We start from the raw sequence: 16,519 nt of genomic DNA on the forward strand, positions 1-16,519 counted from the left end.
CTTATTATCTTCAATTGGGTATATTTCACCAGCTCAATATGAAACAGACTACTATGATAATTTAAACGAGTCAGGTAAAGTGGCCTGACTTAAACAAACTGGTCTCCGATGAACTCGGGGCGATTCATTCTTTGAGATATTCAGGATCATTAGCATCATCAAACGCATAGCGATCTAGTCTAAGGCATACTAGTCCAGTATGAGATCCTGTTATAGTCTTTAAGCCTGCTCTGTATTCCTCATCATCCCACCTATCATAACCAATGACGGGAATGGGGTTTAATCCGTTGCTTTTCAAAGATTCATATAGATATGAAAGATGGTGTTCTCCAGTTTCCGTTCGGTCTCCAGGAGTTTGCCAATGATAAGAATCGAACATTAATGGCATACTGCTCCATACATCTTTTATAGCTACGCTTAACTCATCAAGAAAAGTTGCTTTGGGGTGTGGGCTACCCTGATATCGTTTTAATTCTGGATTAAACTTAGGGATATCAAACAAAGGAATCATTGTTTTTTTAACAATGTCTTTTGCTTCACTTAATGCTTTAAATTCAGCGTCCTTAGCTTTTAAGATTGGGAAGTATGCTGGTGTCATATCAGGCCTCAATTTTTTCGGATAAAACAAAGAGTTTTCTAACAAGATTCTGCCCGACCATATCGGCGAACTGGCTGTAGTTGCCAGTTTCCTTTCGAATCCTCCCTGACACAATTGCAGGATGTATTTTCAAATCTTTGGCAAATCTTTCAATTGTATCTTTACTAGGGTTATTAAAAGCATCGCTTCTACGCCAAAGAACTCGTGGTATCAAAGCTTCTGTTGCCAAACGATTCGCCTCAGCTTCCTTACGATCTTCTGAAGAAGAATCAAGGTCATCTAAAAAAGCTTCATTACTATCCACATGCTTCCATATATGAACCAACTCATGGAGCAATGTAAACCAAAAATGGTCAATTCTATCGTATCTAAGTGTTAGTCCAATAATTGGCGTACCGTCCAAATCCTTTAATGCTGCACCGTCCAATAACGTGCCTTTTAGGGCAGGTTCAATGATTACCACAATTCCCATTAGTTCAAGTTGCTCGATTGCTAACAGAGGACCTGATTCAAATCTGCTCAATCGCGCTAATTCTTTCAGAGCACTGGTGGATAAAGCCTCTGGCATAAATTTCCCAACGTTGCTCTTTTTCTTCCTAGCCCGTTGTATAACTCTTGCCACCCATGCGTAAAGTGCATATTTAGATGTTGGAGTCTCAGCCTCACCATAGAATGTCTTTCTGAAAGATGCTGAGCCAAATTCAATACCTGAATCAGAAATAAAGCCTTTGACAATTTCCTCTACACTTTCTTTTATATTTTTATTTATGCCTTGAACCCAACCTCTTTTTGACATTTCCTTGATTGGAAATTTAGACCAATCCAATTCGTTACTCTTAGCATTATCAACGGGTGACGATGCACCGACTAAAGTTTCTGCCGATATTCCAAGCCCGATAGTGAGTGCTCTGATCATTTGCACTGTCAATGGTCTTTTTCTATTTAGTACCTCTGAAACCCTACTGCTGGTACCAAAATAAGGTATGAGATCAGCACGTTTTAAACCTTTTTCTTCCATTCGGAATTTTATAGCCTCAATAGGATCTGGGCTTTCTATCGGATATTTTGAATTTTCATAAGCTTCTAAAAGTACAGTTAATAATTCCAATCGCTCACTTTGTATAGAATTGAGCTTTGGACATTCTGATATCAAAACCTGTACCTCATTTAGATAAGCTTCGTATTGTTCTTCTGTACGTATTACTTTAGCTTCCATAATATTTCTAATTCACTTTAAACCAGTAATAACAGCGATTCCTTGAGGGAATGCAATCTGCAAACTGACTTTTTTACTGGAGTCTTTAATTGGAAAAATAAAATGCCCCTGATCAAATTCTGTGGCATTAGGAAATTGTTCACAAACATCAGTAGGATGCTTCCAATTCGCGTCAGACAGCTCAGAAAGCCATGAACGAAGCCAGTTCCCGACAGAATCATCTGCTAGGATAGCTTTATGTAATGTATTTTTTCCTACAAGTCGCATAGCCAATAAAAACTCCCAATTTGGGAGGATAATACCACCTTAAGGATAAAGATCAAGCTCCCAAATTGGGAAATTCATTTATGAGAGGATATTTGGAATATACTTTAGAAATAAATAAGAACTTTAAATGCAAAAAAGCCCCGACCATTTCTGATCAGGGCTTCTGTATGAATGGTGCCTCGACCCGGGATCGAACCAGGGACACGCGGATTTTCAATCCGCTGCTCTACCAACTGAGCTATCGAGGCACATAAAACTGTGCAATGTAAGCTTTAATTTTTCTTTGCAAAACTTTGCAAGCCAAATCGAAGTGCTTACTAACTTTATATCTCTTATCCTAACAGCTTAGCTTGGTAAATTCGACCGATAAAGCTTGCACTTTTCAATCCGCTGCTCTACCAACTGAGCTATCGAGGCGAAACTCGTTGCGTTAAGGCGTTAACTGCCTGTCTCGCTGTGGGTGCGTATTAAACGGATTTCGGGCTAACAAGTCAACCGTTTTTATAGGTTTTTTTTCGCTTTCATTACCGTTTGCACATAGTTTAAACAAAAAAGCCGTTTTTGCTTACTTTTCAGGCGGCACATAGCCTTCTATTGTAGGTTCAACGCCATCAAATAAATAGGCCACCATTTTTTCTTCAAGAAAAGCGCGGGCAGTAGGCTCCATCATGTTTAACTTATTTTCATTAATTAGCATGGTTTGCTTTTTCTGCCAATCTGCCCATGCTTCTTTTGAAATATTGTCAAAAATACGTTTACCTATCTCACCGGGGTAAAGCTGAAAATCCAGTCCTTCGGCATCTTTTTGAAGCCGCTGACAAAATACTGTTCTACTCATAATTACGTCCATTACTTGTGCAACATGCTTATCTGCTGTGCTGCATACCATAATCTTACTAGAGCATATGCTCTAACCGTTGAATGATTTTCTTCGTTGGTGCCGCCAAACCTACTTCTATGGGTTCATCAAACACAAACCACTGAGCGTTTGTTTCTGCCACCTGTAACCTTTGTGCAGAGTTTACCACGGCTAACACAGGGGTTATATCTAAATGAAAGTGACTAAAGGTATGACGAAACTCTGCGTGTTTTGTGAACGTCCCTGCTGCAATACCCCGCTTAGCTAACTCAGATTTTGCCGCTTTTATATCACTCGCTTCAACAAAACCGTACAAGCCTCCCCATAACCCGCTTTGTGGGCGCTGTTCTAAATAAACTTGTTTGTTAAACACAGGTACGATTAGTAAGGTTTGTTTCTCAGGAAGTGTTTTTTTTGGTTTTTTACCCGGGTACTTACTCTGCTCGCCCTGCGCATACGCAATACAATCTTGTTGTAAGGGGCATTCATCACACTTTGGCTTAGTACGGGTACATATCATGGCCCCTAAGTCCATCATCACTTGCGTGTAGTGATGGCAGCGCTGCGCAGGGGTGTTTTTCTCTGCCACGGTCCATAACGCATTTTCCACCGTCTTTTTACCGGGCCAACCGTCAATAGCGTAATAGCGCGCCAATACACGTTTAACATTCCCGTCTAAGATGGCATGTTTTTGATGGCAAGCTATCGATAATATGGCGCCGGCCGTAGACCGTCCTATACCCGGCAGTGCTACAACATCTTCAATAGATGTGGGGAATTCTTTATTGTGAACACTGACAATCTGTTTCGCAGCTTTATGTAAATTTCGTGCGCGAGCGTAGTAGCCTAAGCCTGTCCAATGATGCAAAACCTCATCTTGAGGCGCATTTGCTAGTGCTTCTACGTTAGGGAACGACTGCATAAAACGTTCAAAATACGGAATTACCGTGGCCACTTGGGTTTGTTGTAGCATAATTTCAGACACCCATACTTTGTATGGAGTAATATCTTGTTGCCACGGAAGATGCTTACGGCCATGTTCGTCATACCATTGAAGAACACGCTGGGCGAATGTAGGTGGCGTCACTGAATTAGTCATAAATACTACGCATTAATATCACAAGGCTAGTGTATGCCTGCAAACCCCATGAGTTGGGTTATTAGGCTTTATTTTATCGTTAGCGCAATATGTTACCATGGCAACAATTTATTGTATTAATAGGATTGCCTGTGAGCGCTACGCACCCTGTTTTGTTTTTGCCCGGCACTTTATGTGACGAACGCGTGTTTCTTCCACTATGGCGACAGCTATCGATAGCTCAGCGTCGATATGTGCCTCTGCAGTGGGCATCTACGTTAGACGACATGATGGCACTTACCGGCGATCGTGTATTAGGTGATGAGAAAGTGCATCTTGTAGGGTACTCGATGGGCGGCTTTATTGCTGCCAAATGGGCCTGTGAGCACATACACAATGTCGCCTCTATTACGCTTATTGGCTATGATGCCAGTGGTTTGTCAAAAGACGAGCTTATACGGCGCAAACAATTGGTGTCTGCCCTTACTTCAGGTAAGTTTAATCTTTCTGATGAGCACTATCTCAACAGATTTATCCACCCTAACTATCGGCATGAAGACAGCGTTTCTAATACCGTGCAGGCCATGGCTAACGATTTAGGTAAAAATACCTTGCTAGCACACACGCAAGCCACTACGCCACGGGAAAACCTGCTCCCTGCCCTTGCCAAAAGTAAGGTGCCTATTAGTATTATTGCCGCTAGCGACGATAACATTGCTCCGCTTGCCAAGCTACGCGCAATGGCCACCGCGCTACCAAGCGCCTCGCTAAACGTCATAGAAGAGTCGGGACATATGCTACCTATAGAACAACCTTGCAAGGTTGCCGCTATTATCAGCAAAACCATTGGCGCTTAAAAAAACATCATTTTTATTCATTAGGGCGTTGCATATCAGGCCGCTAAGTGGATAATGCGCCACCAGTAAATTTGGGTTAGTAAGGCATTGCAAATGAGGCAATTCAAAAGTCAGGCGGAAGCAGAAGCCGCTGGTGTTTACGTAAGTAAGGTAAAAAGTTTTGTTAAGCGCGAAGGCAGGCTAACGAAAGCCCAAACCCGCGCCATAGAAACCTATTGGCCAACTATGGGGGTCGATTATCAAGATTCGCCGTTAGATTTAACCGCATGCTTTGGGCGTAGCGCCCCTGTGGTGCTTGAAATAGGCTTTGGCATGGGCAAATCTCTTGTAGAAATGGCTGCATCAGCGCCAGATAAGAACTTCTTTGGCATAGAAGTTCACCGTCCAGGCGTGGGTGCATGTTTAGCAGAAGCCGGCGAGCAATCGCTTTCTAACTTGCGTTTGATGGAACACGATGCGGTTGAAGTGCTAAAGAATATGATCCCTGACGCTAGCCTTTCTCGCCTTCAACTATTTTTCCCCGACCCTTGGCATAAAAAGCGTCATCACAAGCGTCGTATTGTGCAAACCGAATTTGCTGAACTGGTACGCAGCAAACTTGCCATTGGCGGGCATTTTCATATGGCAACCGATTGGGAGCCCTACGCTGAACATATGGCCGATGTGATGAATGGCATTGAAGGTTACACAAGTACTGCCGAAGAGGGCAGCTATGTACCTCGCCCTGATTACCGCCCTATTACTAAGTTTGAAACTCGCGGTCAAAAGCTTGGCCACGGTGTTTGGGATCTTATATTCGAGCGTACCCAATAATGATTTTAACGCCGCAAAGCCAATTACTTGAACGCAATATCGGACTTTTCGATAACGGCGACTGGGTATTTATTAACCCGTCAGACGCGTACTTTCTTGACGAATTAAAACATAAGCCTTTAACGGTAATGCACCAGTACTTCGACGTATTTGCTGAGTGTGTGAAAGTTGTTCCTGCGATTACGTTTGATAGTAGGGACATTACTGAAACTGGCTTTAGTGTTGAACAAAAAGCTGGGCTGCATACCCATTACTTCACGCCTTTTATTACCTCTGTAAAATCTCATACCGACGCTATGATTTATTTACCTAAGGCAAAAAATCACTTTTCTATGCTGCTTCGTATGGCTGCTGGATTAGTAGGTGAAGGGGGGCGAATTCATGTAGTAGGTGAAAACAAAGGTGGAATAAAAAGTGCGGCTAAGCTGATGCAACAATACGGCGCCACACAAAAAGTCGACTCTGCCCGTCATTGCAGCATTATCACTACCGAGGTATCGCAAGACCATATCGCATTTGAGCCGCACGCTTGGGTAGAGCAAGAGCGCTATGTGCTAAACGATGTCGATTGGCAAGTAGTATCTATGCCTGGCGTATTTAGCCACGGTGAACTTGATAAAGGGACGGCGCTACTTCTTGAAAAACACACCAACATATTAAGTGGAACGGTACTGGATTTTGCTTGCGGTGCAGGCGTTATCGCAAGTTATTTAACCAAACGTTATCCCCATCTTTCCATGCAGTTATCGGATGTTAGTGCGCTGGCAATTTATTGTAGCGCTATGACGCTGGCGGCCAACCAACAAGCCGCCACCTTGTTCGCGGCAAATGGCTTAGAAGGTATTAATAGTAAGGTTCAGCATATTGTCACCAATCCCCCTTTTCATACTGGGGTGAAAACCGACTACACGGTAACCAAACGGTTTATTCAAGATGCCAAGAAACTGCTTACTAAGCAGGGAACATTACACATGGTGGCGAACCGATTCCTTCCCTACCCGGGTTTGCTGGCCGAACATTTTCCCAGGGTGCTTACAACCGCACAAACAACTCAGTTTTCACTCTACCAAGCTGCTTTATGATGGTACTTTTTAACTAAAAAGTGCTAACGTAATACTCTGCTTTAAGCGTGTGGGTCATAGTTATGGCTCACCGCGTAATAATTCCCGCGTGACGTTTAAGGGCTAACATGCGCCTAAGTCACACACACGAGGTTTTTGGCGTGAAAATAGTATTTGCGATATCAGAAGTAGAAGAGCTGGTTAAAACAGGTGGATTGGCAGATGTAGGCAAGGCGCTTCCCCTAGCCTTAAACAAAGCGGGCGAAGACGTCGCGATTGTTATGCCCTATTACAAAGAGTTGGCCGAAACCTACAACCTTTCCACTGCGTGCGACACGCAAATATTGTTTTGTGAAGGGAAAGTGTACCACTTTGATATTCGCATGATGGACTGGCACAGTATAAATGTTTACTTCGTCGACTACCCTGATTACTTCATGCGCGATGGACTTTATTCTAACGCTTACGAAGCCTATGCCGATAACGGGGAACGATTTAGCTTTTTTAGCGGTGCGGTACTACAAACCTTAAAAGCGCTTTCTCTAGTGCCCGATGTTATTCACTGTCACGACTGGCATACTGCTGTACTGCCCTACTTGTTAAGCCATGATCAAGGCGGTTTCTTTGAACGTACTCGTTCAGTATTTACTATTCATAACGCTGCATTTCAAGGCGTGCACCAAATACAGCAAATTCCATTTTTACGCCACCATCCCAATATCCAGTCTCAGGTGCATGGCGGTTATATAAATATGCTGCAAATGGGTATTGAGTTTGCCACTAAAGTGACAACCGTAAGCCCCAATTATGCCCAAGAGTTACTTACCGACTTAGGTAGCCATGGATTGCACGAGCGTTTAGTTAAACGCCAAGCTGATTTATCGGGCATATTAAATGGGTGCGACTATACGCAATGGAACCCAGCTACCGATAGCTTCCTGCCCGCCAACTATGACGCAGACAATTTGCATGCTAAGCAAACTTGTAAACAAGGGTTGCAAAAAAAAGCGGGGCTTCCAGTAAATACCACCGTGCCATTAATTGGTATGGTGTGCCGCCTTACCGATCAAAAAGGGTTCGGCTATATATTGCCTATCCTTGATGATTTAGCTAAGCATAATGTTCAAATTGTTATTGTTGGTACGGGCGATCCTAAAGTGTGCATGGACTTAGACGAATTTGCCCAACAGCACCCCAACCAATTCAACTTTATTAATGGGTTTAGTACCGAATATGCCCATCTCGTAGAAGCTGGCGCCGATTTTTTCCTCATGCCCTCTCAGTTTGAGCCCTGTGGTCTTAATCAAATGTACAGCTTAGCCTACGGCACTATCCCAATTGTGCGCGCGGTAGGCGGCCTAAAAGATACCGTAGTAGATAACACCCATAGTGACGCCGCTACAGGCTTTATGTTTACATCTCCTACACCCGAAGCATTGCTTACTTGTATTCGTCGCGCCCTATTATTTTATTACGAGCACCCTAACGAATTTAGAGCAATGCAAAAGCGCGGTATGCACACCCGTTTTACTTGGCAAGCCGCTGCCGAGCAATATCTTTCCCTTTATCAGTCTGCCGTGTAGACATAGCCAGCCGTATTACTGCATTAAGCAGAATACGGCTGGCTAAAGTGGCTTTCTTTTTCTAAGAGAATAAGCCACTATTGATTAAAACAGGACGTAGAAAATAAATAAGAAAATGGCAGAACAAGCACACAAGCTTTCAATTAGAAGCTTATTTTTATGGGCGGTGATGTCAATTGCTACCCTTTCGCTTGTAATCTCCTCAGGCCTATCGATCTACAACCAAGTTAAAATCTACCGAGAAGATCTTGAGACAAATACTATTACCTTAGCAAAGCTAATTGGACAAACGTCTGCCGCCTATCTGTTAGCAAACCAACCGGATTATCTTGACCGGCAATTAGACAACCTATCTCATGCCCCGCGCATCTTAAATGTCCATATCTATAAAAACAGTTATTACCAACAGGCAACGCTCAACGCACCTGAACGGTTTGCTTCCTACAATAGAGAAGGCGAGTATTTGATTACAAGCAAGGTTAACCAACTCGATTCACTTGAAGCCAAGGTAAAGCTATCAGAAGACCGAGATTATCTTGAAATTGCAGAGCGTATCTATGATGTAGAGACGGGTTCGACCGTAGGGTGGGTATATCTGCGCATGTCCACAAAAAGCTTCAACGAACGTGTGGGCGCATCTTTACTTCTAAACGTTACAGTAATGCTGGTGCTGCTAACAATAAGCTTTCTATTAGCTATACGCTTTCAGCGGGTGGTTACAGCGCCAATTAAACATATTGCGGAATTTTTACAGCGCACGTCAAGGCAACGAGATTACTCGGCACGTAGCGATGGCTCTAATGTAAAAGAGCTCGACATATTGGCCGATGCCGTGAATGTGATGTTAATTCGCATTCAAGAATACATGCAAAAGCAAAAGCGCGCAGAAGAACAGCATAATAAGTTAAATACCTCATTAGAAGAAATTGTTAATCAGCGCACACTTGCGCTAAAAGGGGCGAACCAAGAACTAATTCAAACCCTTGAAAAACTTCACCAGTTTCAGCGTCAAATGGTACAAAACGAAAAAATGGCCGCCTTGGGTGATATGGTAGCTGGCGTTGCACATGAGGTAAATACGCCCATAGGGCTTGGCGTTACAGCTTCAACCATGATGCTCGACCGGCTGGCGGTTATTGAAAAAGATTTCAATAACAAAACACTAAAAGCGAGCGCATTGCAGCGGTTTTTAGATGAAAGCAAAGAAAACCTGAACATTATTTATCGTAATTTAAATCGCGCAGCCGAACTAATATCCAGCTTTAAACAGGTAGCCGTAGATCAAACCAGCGAAACTAGTCGATCTTTTTGCTTTGCACAGCTAGTTAATGAGATACTATTATCCTTACAGCCTCGTTTAAAAAAATTACAACACAATATCAACGTAAATTGCGACCCTACCTTATGCGTTGAGATGAAAGCTGGCCCTATTAATCAAATCTTGATTAACCTAATTATGAACTCGGTTATTCACGGATTTGAAAACATAGAAAAAGGCGATATTGAGATATCCGCCGAATTGGTAACTGCCAATAAATTTAAGTTAGTCTATCGCGATAACGGAAAAGGCATTCCAGACGATATTAAAAAACGAATTTTTGATCCGTTTGTAACCACAAAACGTGGCCAAGGCGGGTCTGGATTGGGAATGCACCTTGTCTATAACTTAGTGACTCAGGCGCTAAACGGTTCTATCGTTCTTTCCAATGAAGAGGGGCAAGGCGTAGAATTTGTTATAGTTTTTCCAATAGCTAGTGCGAAAAAAGTTTAAAAAGTGTATAACTTTTGAACTTTACTTGACTTTTGTTGGCTAACCCCAATACCTAAAACATAAAGAATATTATGTATTTGCTTGCAAATGCGCAGACGGATATTAAAATTTAACCAGTAATTGCTTAAACCGATTTTGAAAGAGTGTAGAACACCATGCAGACGCCAAATGTGTTAATTGTAGAAGATGAAGTGGTAACACGTACCACGCTAAAGAGTTTATTTGAAGCGGAAGGGTACAATGTATTTGAGGCTGAGAATGGTGATCAAATGCATGACTTTTTCGAGAATCATGCAATAAATCTCGTTATTATGGATATTAACTTACCAGGTAAGAATGGCCTTATCCTGGCACGTGAAGTACGCGACCGTAAAAATGTAGGGCTTATTTTCCTTACCGGCCGTGACAATGACGTAGATCGTATTCTTGGGCTTGAAATTGGTGCTGATGATTATCTTACTAAACCTTTCAACCCTCGCGAGCTAACTATTCGTGCGCGCAACTTGTTATCACGCACAACGAGTTCAGCAGAAGACGATGATCTGCCTAGTCGCGTTAACTTCAATGGTTGGATCCTTGATGGTGATAGCCGCTCACTTATTTCACCTACCGGTAAAGAGTTTCGCTTACCCCGCAGTGAATTCCGTGCGCTACACTTATTCTTAAGCAATCCAGGTAAGATCCTTACCCGTGAACAGCTAATCATGGAAATGACGGGCCGTGAACTACGTCCGAATGACCGTACAGTAGATGTAACAATTCGTCGTATTCGTAAGCACTTCGAATCCGATCCTTCAGATGAAGAGTTGATTGTTACTATTCACGGTGAAGGTTACCGTTTCTGTGGTTCGGTAGATAGCTAAGCAACGCTAAGCTACTAACTGTAGAAGCACGTTTATACGTGATATAAAAAAGCCGCTTCAAAAGCGGCTTTTTAGTTTTTTTGTTCCCCTTAAAAGCCCACTATTGCGCCTTCAAGGTAAGTTGATAGCGATAATACTTCTCTTCTAGCAAATATTCCTTATGGGTGCTCGGACTCCACGAATCATCGCCCCCAACCCCCATATGTGCATGGTCGATATATACAAAGGTACAATCTTGCGGTACAAGATCACACGTATGCTTAGCGTCATTTAACTGGGCTTGGCTGAACTGACTAATGGAAAAATGATAACGCCCCTGCACCACCAGCTGATTTACGCTTAACCTACAACAATTACTACGCAGCCCATTATCAGAAGGAAAAATATAGGGTGTGTACATATCATTTAGCGAAGCAGTATAGCTGCCAAAACGCGCGGCCGCTCGCCGGTCTGGATAGTTTTCAAACGGTCCTAAGCCCTGCCAGTTAACCTTATTGTTTTGAGGCTGCGGGATAGCAAACTGAACCCCAACGCGTGGCAAGGGCACAAGTGTATCAGCTAGTTTCACTTGTACATCTAAGTGCAGCTCTGCGTTTGGTAAGATGCGGTAACGCCAGTGGGTACTGGCCATAAGCGATCCCTGATATGCATACGTAAAATACGCATCAATTGTTACTTCACTAAGATTTTCACTTACCTCAAAGCCACTACAGGTTTTCTGCCACTGCCCCACTCCAGCGCGCCGCCATCGAGACTCCCATGCATTGGGGTCGGGATTATCTACTTCGCTTACACCAATATCATTATCAAGAGGGGCTCTGAAAAAGTTATCTTCTAGCGGGGCACTAAGCTGTTCTTGGCTATCAACAAGCCATGAAATGAGCGTCCCGGTTTGCGAGTGAAAACTAAACTCGCAACCTGATACTCGTACGGATACCGTTGCCTGTTCGCGGGTTAACACCACGTCGGCAGTTTCAGTTGCCGGGGCAAAGGGTAGCAAGTGCGCCTTGTTCGAGATACTAAACTGCTCAGTATCGGTAACATGTCCCTTTGGTGCCCATGGGCAATCGTGCTTTGTACTTACGTCAATATTAAGGTGGTATTGAGCATTTGCTGAAAAGGCGTGATTTGGCTGTATTGTAATGGCCACCTTGCTTTGTGGCGCTATTACAATATCTTCGCTACCGCTGGCTACACACTTTCCATCTTCAAGCAGCTGCCAGGTAAGTAATTCATTGTCTGTGGTACGAAATAGGTAATCGCTGGACACAGTAATATGATAACACTGCTGGTCTTCTTGTAGGCCAAACTGTAGGTGTTGTTGACAGTATTTAGCCTCATAAAGTGCAGGGTGAGGCGTACGGTCTGGAAAAAGTAACCCGTTGATACAGAACTGGCGATCATTGTCTGTATCGCCAAAGTCGCCGCCATACGCCCAGTAGGGTTCCCCACTATCAGTATGCTTTAACAGCCCTTGGTCTACCCAATCCCAGATAAACCCCCCTTGTAGGCGAGGATATGCCTTAAAGGCCTGCCAGTAATCAGCAAAACTACCAAGACTATTCCCCATGGCATGGGCATACTCACACAAAATTAACGGCCGGGTTTCGCCGGGCAGCGATAGCCATTTTTTTATCGCCCACTTAGGCACAGCGTCATCTTCAATATCGCTATCTACCCTTGCATACATAGGCGCAATAATATCGGTAGCGGTAGTAGCAGAGCCGCCCCCTTCATATTGGACAGGCCTTGAAGGGTCGAAGGATTTTGACCAGGCGTACATTGCATCGTGGGTGGGCCCATGACCACACTCATTGCCCAACGACCAAATAATAATACTGGGGTGGTTTTTGTCTCTTTCTACCATTTGCGTATAACGCGCTAAATACGCTCCTGTCCAGATAGGATCGCGAGACAACCGGCCCATGGGGAACATACCATGGGTTTCAATATTCGCTTCATCTACTAAATATAAACCATAGTGATCGCATAGCTCATACCAGCGGGGATGATTGGGATAGTGGGCGGTACGTACGGCATTGAAGTTATTCTGCTTAAGCAGTTTAATATCTTCAATCATATCCTGTTCGGTTACTGCATGGCCCCGGCTCTCGTGATGCTCATGGCGGTTTACACCACGAATAAGTAAAGGTTTACCATTTATGCATAGCTGCCCGTTAATTAAGCTAATATCTCTAAACCCGATATCGTAAGCTTCAGCATCTACGCACTGGTCGTTGCTATCTAATAAGCTCACCACTAAACGGTATAAGTAGGGTGTTTCTGCTGTCCATTTGTTTGGCGCTTGTACCTTCAGCGATTGAAAAACCACATCGTCCCAGCCGCCTTTTTCATCAATACGACGATTGTTCGGCGTCGAAACCTGAGGCTCGGTAACCGCGTTTTCACCATCGAAGAGTTGTATTGACACCCTGTAGTCGTCAGGGGCTGATAACGAGGTGCGAACGCTCAACGTAGCGTCACGATAGCAAGCATCAAGTTGCGGTGTAGCAAACACATCTTCAATACAATGGGTGGGCTTGCTTAGAAGCACTACATCGCGAAATATTCCACTTAGCCACCACATGTCCTGATCTTCGAGGTAACTGCCGTCAGACCAACGTATAACCATAACCGCCAAGCGATTTTCGCCTTCGTTAAGATAAGGCGTGAGATCAAACTCTGCAGGTAAACGACTGTCTTGCGAGTAACCTACATACCCCCCGTTACACCAAAGATGAAAAGCACTATTTACCCCTTCAAATATAATATGTTGGCGCCGTTTTAATGCTTCTTTGGTCAGGTTGAAGTGGGTACGGTAACAGCCAGTAGAATTGTCATCAGGGACTTTTGGCGGCGTAACAGGAAATGGGTATTTAACGTTGCAGTAAATAGGTTTATCGAAGCCCTCCATTTGCCAGTTCGATGGCACATCGATACCCTGCCATTGAGGCTTTTCCTCCTCTGATAGCGTTTTCGCTAATACGCTTTCAGGCACCTCAAAAGGCGAATCAAATAAACGAAAGTCCCATTTTCCGTTTAGGCTTCGCTTGTTTGCCTGCCTACCTGCTAAGGCGTCATCAACACTAGGGTAGCCGTGTAAAGGGCTGTGCCCGTTTATTCGATTTCGTTGATATACAACAGGGTTTTGCCAATCTTGTTGTGCTACTACGTGTGCAACTGTGTCCATCGCCCGACTCTCTTGTTTGTATTACTTATGTTAAAAGAAATATAGCGAAGATGCGTCAATTCGCTTATGCTTAAACCTCTCCTTTATTTATCCAAAACTATCAAAATTAATGAGAAACGCGATAACCCCTACCCGCTTTCAAGACATAGTCAATATTGGGCCTAACTGTGTAGAACGGTTTATAGATAGCAGTAATGCACCAGAAATAAAGGATCTATCTATAGAACTGGCGGGTTGTTCAAACTTATCAGCCCCTTACCAAGTAGGGCGAATAAATCCACCGAATCATACGCTTTTCTACTCGCTTAAAGGCAGTGGATATATTAATACGCCCCAGGGGCGTTTAGTGGTGGAACAAGGCGGCTTAGCTATTTTGCCTGCTATGCAAAGTTTCGAAGTTAATATACAAAGTAGCGCGTGGGATATTATTTGGCTTAACCTAGCAAACAACGATGTTTGGGCACATTTACGTGCTCAACAGCCAAAGTTAATAGAAGACATACAACTAGAGGGGCTACACCATGCTATGGAGTTGCTTTATTTATCTGATGATAGTGTACACCGCCAACGCTTAATACCAATAATTCAAGCTTATTTAGGGCGCATAGTTAAGCCCGAGACTCCCTCAATACCAAGTCGATTAATGGGGCTGTTTTCGCAGGTGGAGAGGCAGTTGCAGTTTAACTGGAGTGTAGAATTATTAAGTGAGCAGATACACTACTCGCCCCCACATTTGCATCGGCTTTGTTTAAGTCATTTTGGCAGAAGCCCCATGCAACAGGTTATTTTTCTTCGTATGCTACGGGCAAAAACCTTGCTCACTAATACGCAATGGCCGGTGTCATACATTGCTAACTATGTGGGTTACAGCAATGTTTTTACATTTTCTAAGCGATTTAAAAAATCCACGGGGGTGCCGCCCAGCGTTTACCGTGAACGGCAGCAACCCAAACCCAATGCTAATTAACTTCCAGCAATTTTCATCTTATCAATTAAGATAGAACCCGTTTGCACGCTACCGCGTTGGTCTTGCTCACTTCCAATCGCCGCTATTCCAGCAAACATATCGCGCAAGTTACCGGCAATTGTCACTTCGTGAACAGGGTATTGAATTTGGCCATTTTCTACCCAAAATCCTGCTGCACCTCGTGAGTAGTCGCCAGTTACAATGTTAACGCCCTGCCCCATAAGCTCAGTAACCAGTAGTCCCGTACCCATTTCTTTAAGCAGATCTGCATCGCTGTGGCCCGTATCACCAACCAACCAGTTGTGAATACCACCAGCATGGCCGTTCGATTGGGTATTTAACTTACGCGCTGAGTACGTAGTATAAAGATATGTGGCCAATTTACCGCTATCCACTATGGTCATATCTTGGGTAGCTACGCCCTCGTTATCGAAACTTGAACTGGCTAGACCGTTTTTAATAAAGGGGCGTTCTTCAATATTCAGCCACTCTGGAAATACCTGTTTACCAAGGCTATCGAGCAAGAACGACGAACGACGATATAAACTGCCACCACTAATGGCGCCCACATAATGGCCAAACAAGCTAGAGGCGATATCTTTATGGAGGATAATAGGCACATTTGCCGTATTTATTTTACGTGCGCCTAAACGCTCTACCGTAGCACGTGCAGCTTCTTCACCCACCGCTTTAGCGGAATTTAATAACGCAGCGTTGCGATTCACTGTATAGGCGTAGTCGCGCTGCATATCGTCGCTCTGGGAACCAATCACCATACAGCTTAAACTATACCGGCTGCTTGGATAACCCGCGTTAATGCCATGGGTATTGCCATATACGCGCATACCTAAGTTAGCATTATACGAAGCACCATCTGAATTAGTAATGCGCTCATCGTACTCCATTGCAGCAGTTTCAGCTTCAATTGCCGTTTTAATAGCTTGTTCTGTATCTAACGCTTGGGGATGATAAAGGTCAAGGTCAGGAAATTCGGTTGCCATTAAATCGGCGTCTGCAAGCCCAGTGCACGGGTCTTCACTGGTATAGCGGGCAATATCTACGGCTTTTTCAACCGCCAGAGTAAGCGCTACTTTACTTAAATCTGCGGTAGACGCGCTGCCTTTGCGTTTACCTACATAAACACTAATACCTAAGCCACCATCGTTGGTAAACTCAACGTTTTCTACTTCTTGCATACGTGAAGAAACAGCAATGCCCTGTACCTTCGACATGCTTGCTTCGGCTTGTGTAGCGCCTTTTTTTTGGGCTAACTTAAGTACATCATCTACGATATTTTGAATATCGACTAACTGCTGATCAATTTGCATAGTAAGTTTCGCTGTCTTAATCCGACTGTGATAGTTACAATTTAGCTAAAGTGTAACACTTATGGGAT

The 16,519-nt window shown here is 43.8% G+C and carries 14 protein-coding genes and 1 tRNA gene; 7 read left to right on the forward strand and 8 right to left on the reverse strand.

Going from position 1 to position 16,519, the window contains the following annotated elements; genetic code table 11:
- Positions 1 to 124 precede the first annotated feature (124 nt).
- From GTH32_RS03880 to mutY, 6 genes are all read right to left on the reverse strand, one after another.
- Positions 125 to 598 (reverse strand): beta family protein, encoded by a 474-nt coding sequence (locus tag GTH32_RS03880; protein ID WP_163083934.1) that lies wholly within the window; start codon positions 596 to 598, stop codon positions 125 to 127.
- 1 nt (position 599) lies between these two features.
- Positions 600 to 1,814, reverse strand: a complete 1,215-nt coding sequence (locus GTH32_RS03885) for an ImmA/IrrE family metallo-endopeptidase (protein ID WP_163083935.1) — start codon at positions 1,812 to 1,814, stop codon at positions 600 to 602.
- Positions 1,815 to 1,826: 12 nt separating this feature from the next.
- Entirely contained in the window at positions 1,827 to 2,081 is a 255-nt protein-coding gene (locus tag GTH32_RS03890) for a type II toxin-antitoxin system HigB family toxin (RefSeq protein WP_163083936.1), read from the reverse strand.
- Positions 2,082 to 2,253: 172 nt separating this feature from the next.
- Positions 2,254 to 2,329 (reverse strand) — tRNA-Phe (locus tag GTH32_RS03895).
- 317 nt (positions 2,330 to 2,646) lie between these two features.
- On the reverse strand, positions 2,647 to 2,919 hold the full coding sequence (locus GTH32_RS03900) for an oxidative damage protection protein (RefSeq protein ID WP_163083937.1): 273 nt from the start codon (positions 2,917 to 2,919) through the stop codon (positions 2,647 to 2,649).
- Between the two features lie 58 nt (positions 2,920 to 2,977).
- Positions 2,978 to 4,039, reverse strand: coding sequence for an A/G-specific adenine glycosylase (gene mutY, locus GTH32_RS03905; RefSeq protein ID WP_163083938.1), 1,062 nt, complete (start codon positions 4,037 to 4,039; stop codon positions 2,978 to 2,980).
- 131 nt (positions 4,040 to 4,170) lie between these two features.
- Here mutY and GTH32_RS03910 point away from each other — a divergent pair, with 131 nt between their 5' ends.
- From GTH32_RS03910 to arcA, 6 genes are all read left to right on the forward strand, one after another.
- On the forward strand, positions 4,171 to 4,875 hold the full coding sequence (locus GTH32_RS03910) for an alpha/beta fold hydrolase (RefSeq protein WP_163083939.1): 705 nt from the start codon (positions 4,171 to 4,173) through the stop codon (positions 4,873 to 4,875).
- A 93-nt stretch (positions 4,876 to 4,968) separates the two neighbouring features.
- Positions 4,969 to 5,688, forward strand: coding sequence for a tRNA (guanosine(46)-N7)-methyltransferase TrmB (gene trmB / locus GTH32_RS03915; protein WP_163083940.1), 720 nt, complete (start codon positions 4,969 to 4,971; stop codon positions 5,686 to 5,688).
- Positions 5,688 to 6,770, forward strand: a complete 1,083-nt coding sequence (locus GTH32_RS03920) for a class I SAM-dependent methyltransferase (RefSeq protein ID WP_163083941.1) — start codon at positions 5,688 to 5,690, stop codon at positions 6,768 to 6,770. Before trmB ends, GTH32_RS03920 begins: the two co-directional genes overlap by 1 nt.
- A gap of 140 nt (positions 6,771 to 6,910) precedes the next feature.
- Positions 6,911 to 8,332, forward strand: a complete 1,422-nt coding sequence (glgA, locus tag GTH32_RS03925; RefSeq protein ID WP_163083942.1) for a glycogen synthase GlgA — start codon at positions 6,911 to 6,913, stop codon at positions 8,330 to 8,332.
- A gap of 115 nt (positions 8,333 to 8,447) precedes the next feature.
- Positions 8,448 to 10,103: a sensor histidine kinase gene (locus GTH32_RS03930; RefSeq protein ID WP_163083943.1), complete on the forward strand. Its 1,656-nt coding sequence runs from the start codon at positions 8,448 to 8,450 to the stop codon at positions 10,101 to 10,103.
- A 155-nt stretch (positions 10,104 to 10,258) separates the two neighbouring features.
- Complete coding sequence (gene arcA, locus GTH32_RS03935; RefSeq protein ID WP_163083944.1) at positions 10,259 to 10,966, forward strand: two-component system response regulator ArcA; 708 nt, start codon at positions 10,259 to 10,261, stop codon at positions 10,964 to 10,966.
- A 100-nt stretch (positions 10,967 to 11,066) separates the two neighbouring features.
- On the opposite strand, the gene GTH32_RS03940 is transcribed toward arcA, so the two are convergent.
- The gene (locus tag GTH32_RS03940; RefSeq protein WP_163083945.1) at positions 11,067 to 14,156 is read right to left on the reverse strand and encodes a beta-galactosidase; all 3,090 of its coding nucleotides are present in this window, start codon (positions 14,154 to 14,156) and stop codon (positions 11,067 to 11,069) included.
- Between the two features lie 109 nt (positions 14,157 to 14,265).
- Between GTH32_RS03940 and GTH32_RS03945 the strand changes: the two genes are divergently transcribed.
- Complete coding sequence (locus GTH32_RS03945) at positions 14,266 to 15,123, forward strand: helix-turn-helix transcriptional regulator (RefSeq protein ID WP_163083946.1); 858 nt, start codon at positions 14,266 to 14,268, stop codon at positions 15,121 to 15,123.
- Here GTH32_RS03945 and pmbA read toward each other — a convergent pair.
- On the reverse strand, positions 15,120 to 16,451 hold the full coding sequence (pmbA, locus tag GTH32_RS03950) for a metalloprotease PmbA (protein WP_163083947.1): 1,332 nt from the start codon (positions 16,449 to 16,451) through the stop codon (positions 15,120 to 15,122). The genes GTH32_RS03945 and pmbA overlap by 4 nt on opposite strands.
- Positions 16,452 to 16,519: the final 68 nt, after the last annotated feature.

It is taken from the genome of Alteromonas profundi, from assembly GCF_010500865.1.
Taxonomy (GTDB): Bacteria; Pseudomonadota; Gammaproteobacteria; order Enterobacterales; family Alteromonadaceae; genus Alteromonas; species Alteromonas profundi.